Genomic DNA, 3,713 nt, shown 5'->3' on the forward strand with positions numbered 1-3,713 from the left:
CATGTATTAGGCACGCCGCCAGCGTTCGTCCTGAGCCAGGATCAAACTCTCAATAAAAGTTTGGTTCTGACTCGAATCGATCTTCATCTATCACTCGTTTAGTTTTCAAGGATCAATCGTGTCAACCACTGTGTCTCTCGCGGCGACAAGAGTTATCTTACCATGCCCACAAGGCTTGTCTCAACTCGCTGGAATGTCATACCAGAACAAATTCCGCCGAAAGTCACCATTTATGAAGATCCTGTGAACTGAACTCCTGATTTTGTTCTCGTTCTCGCAAATACGCAAAAGAACGGTCAAAGTTTCTTGACCGTTCTCCACAAAACCTCTTTTTGTGCAACGGGACGGGAGATGTGGTCGTTCATAAAACGAACCATCCCCTCATTCTCCGCTTCCACGAAAAACACCCAATCCTGAAACTCCGGATCGGAAACCAACCGTCGGCTTGCCTCGGCCACCAACGCCACACCTCGACCCATCCGTTGATGCCGCCGATGCACGAACATCGTCTTGTACAACACCGTCCGGGCATCGAACCGTTCAAGAATCAACCACCCGACGACAACTCCTAGATACCGCAAAACCAGACTGCGTTCGCAATCGATGGAGTCTTCGTCTGCGAACGGTGACAGGATTGGCGGATACCAAACGCCCAATCCGTTTTTTACAAAGGAACGTTCCTCCGCCGTCAACGTTGTGAAGAAGTCACACGTGAAGGCCTCCGGTAAGCGCATGCGCTCCACCCAAGGGAGGTCGTGAATCACCTGCAGGGGGCCGCCCCAGATAAAAATCCCCGGTCGAGGCGTTGCAAACCCGCAAGCGGTGAGAAAACCGGCTTCGACCGATGGCAAGTTAGTTCCGCTTACGTACTCGACACCCAAGGTGTGAGTTCCTTTTTGCCGTAATGATGTTTCGAGAGCACTCAGCAAGAGATGTCCGTAACCTCGACCCCGCTCGGCGTCGGCAATCGTAAGGGCTAAAAGATGAGACATTCCCGCCCGCTTCTGCCGCTCGACGACAGCCAGCCCGATCGGAGTCCCCTCCCGACTGACCCCCAACGCCGTGAAGGACGGTGGGAGTTCGTGAAGTAAGGATTGGATCTCGGGAGCCGCCAAGCTATGAAAGGCCGATGGAATCCGACCGAAGAATTCTTGCAGGTCGGGCGTCCGTCTACTAGAAGTGGGAGACATTCACTTCAACTACTTTGTTGGAAGGCTCGTTTTTCGCCAGATCGTAGTAGCCGGTTGTCGTGATGCGGAATTTACTGCCCGGACCCGCCTGTACAGCAGCGCTTAGCCAATCCGGATTCAAGGTAAGAGTCAAGACGTTGCCGGTAAAGCCGACTGTAAACCCTGATATCACTGGCACACCAACTACGTCCGAGTAATCACCCAGTTGAGAGTACTCTACTTTCACACTCTCCATCGGCACGGGGAACGAAGTCACTGTGGTAATTTTCTCACTGCTGGTCAATTGGATCGCTGAATTGCTGTACATACCACTCCAAGTCGGAGCCGTTTCATCGAACGTGATCGGCAAGTCTACTTCTCCAACTTTCGAACCGCCTTGTTCGAGAGTAAAGTGGATCGTTGCAGACGTTCCCTCAGTTACTGAATCTTTCGGATGAATCGTAAAGCCGCTCCCGGTCTGCGAAACATCAAGATCGTTTGAAACGCTATCCACTTCGACAACTCCTACTTGCGTGTTGTCGGCGTCGAACACATCGAAATTGTGGGTATTCGTGTTGAAGCGGAGGGTCTCCTCCATTGCGCCACGCTTCACCTGAAGCAGTTTCTTGATGTTGCGTTTGTTATAGAACGAGCCTTCCGCGAACATTACCATGCCCGAATCATCCGTGAGAAACACGTCGCCGTCACCTCCGCTCAGCGCGCTGTTCAACGGGAATTCCGCACCTTGTTTCAGCGAAATTGTAAGCGCCGACGGGTCCACCACGATGGAAGCCTTGAAGTCTGTGATCGCTTGTTGCAAAGCGGCAATCGCTGTATCGACCTCGGTTTGCGTTGTATCGGTTTTGTCTTTCACCGCTTGAGCAGCCGCCATTGCGGCGATCAATGCATCCATGGCACTTTGCGGAACTTGCCCGGCATCGGTGCCTACTTGGGTTTCAAGACTCAAAGTCATCGCTTCGGTAAGCTTGGCGGTCAGAGCGGTTTTGTCCACGGTTTGATTCTGGGGCGCCGTATTGACCACGAGCACGTCTTGGTTGACGCCGTTGTTCACCATCGGGATGTTCGCTTTGACTTTGTCATAGTCCACGATGTAGTCTTTGAGCTTCACTTCGGTGGGGGCGGTGACACTGTCGATTTTCGCACCTTCTGCCAGCGTGATTTTTGCATGGGTTCCTTCAGAGATCACGAGGTGTTTGACATAGCCCTTGAGTTCCACGTCGGTCGATTTGTCACCCAATTGAAGCTGTTCGACAAAAGCGTCTGCATCCGTTGTGATCGAAGCTTTGTTTTGCACGACCAACGCGCCGACGTGAGACTTGCCGGTTACATGGAATTGGACGTCTTGACCTGCCAGATCGACAGAAGCGAGCGACGTATTCTCCACGTTGACCGAAGCCGATTGAACTTGCAGTTTCCCGTTGGCGTTGAGGTTTTTCAGCGTCATCGGAGCGTTGACGACCACGTCACCGGAAAGCGTTGCGTTTTGTGCATCGAGCGTGCCGTCGGCTGCGTTGAGTTCCAGACGTTTCAGTTCGGTGATTTTGAAACCGTCGCGATTGAAATTCAACTTCGCACCCTTCAGAGCGTCGGTATTGTTTGCGTTTAAGAGACCTTGCAGTTCAGGAGATACTTCATAGGTCAGACCGGCGATCTTGAGGGTGCCGTTCGTCACCTGAATGTCACCGACCGGACGATCGACGACGCCGACGACTACGGTTGCGATCTCTTGGCGGTTGAGCGGCTGTTGCGGCAACTTGGTTCCGCCAAATTTCATGAAGCCAAGTTCTTGAACCGCTTGCACGGCATCTTGCGCCCAGTGGCTGGTGACTGCTTTGTCCTCGTTGGACAGTTGGTCCCCTTTGCCTTGCGCATCGACACCGAGTGCGTGCACGAGCACGACCGCCATCTCTTCGCGCGTGATCGTTTCGTTCGGACGGAACGATTGACCGTCGCCCTGCATGAGACCTGCTTTATGTACAGCCTCGATGTACGCCACACCCCAATCAGTTGCGGTCACATCGGTAAATGACGAGGTTTTCGCCGAATCCACTTGCAGCTTGAACATCGTGCACAACAATTTCGCCAATTCCGCGCGCGACACTGCATCGCCCGGGCGGAAGTCTCCGTTCGGATCGCCCACCAGCAGGCCAAGTTCCTTCGCCTGCTGAATGGCATCTGTGGAACCCGACGTCGTAACGGCGGAATCTCCTGTAGCTGCAAGGACAGTTACCGGATTAAACATCGCTGACAACACAATTGTACTCGCTATTAATTTATTGGAAATGTTCATCTTCAATCGTTCTCTCCCCATAAATCGATTCTACCCCTGCCTATTGTATACGACCGCAAATGTAAAAAAAAGACCTGATCCGCAATCGGATCAAGTCTTTTCGTCTAAAAATGTTGCCTCGCGACGTCCTACTCTCCCGGGACCCTGCGGTCCAAGTACCATCGGCGCTGGAAAGCTTAACTTCTGTGTTCGGGATGGGAACAGGTGTGACCTTTCCGCCATCATCACGAGAC

2 protein-coding genes and 1 rRNA gene are annotated in these 3,713 nt (G+C 52.8%); all 3 read right to left on the bottom strand.

Features of this window, described 5'->3' with window-relative positions; genetic code table 11:
* Nucleotides 1-296: 296 nt before the first annotated feature.
* The gene (locus JJB07_RS23490; protein ID WP_201638490.1) at nt 297-1,190 is read right to left on the bottom strand and encodes a GNAT family N-acetyltransferase; all 894 of its coding nucleotides are present in this window, start codon (nt 1,188-1,190) and stop codon (nt 297-299) included.
* Nucleotides 1,174-3,480 (bottom strand): S-layer homology domain-containing protein, encoded by a 2,307-nt coding sequence (locus JJB07_RS23495; protein WP_201638491.1) that lies wholly within the window; start codon nt 3,478-3,480, stop codon nt 1,174-1,176. Before JJB07_RS23495 ends, JJB07_RS23490 begins: the two co-directional genes overlap by 17 nt.
* Nucleotides 3,481-3,595: 115 nt before the next feature.
* A 5S ribosomal RNA gene (gene rrf, locus JJB07_RS23500) occupies nt 3,596-3,712 on the bottom strand.
* Nucleotide 3,713: the final 1 nt, after the last annotated feature.

Origin of the sequence: Tumebacillus amylolyticus (genome assembly GCF_016722965.1) — a bacterium.
Classification (GTDB): domain Bacteria; phylum Bacillota; class Bacilli; order Tumebacillales; family Tumebacillaceae; genus Tumebacillus; species Tumebacillus amylolyticus.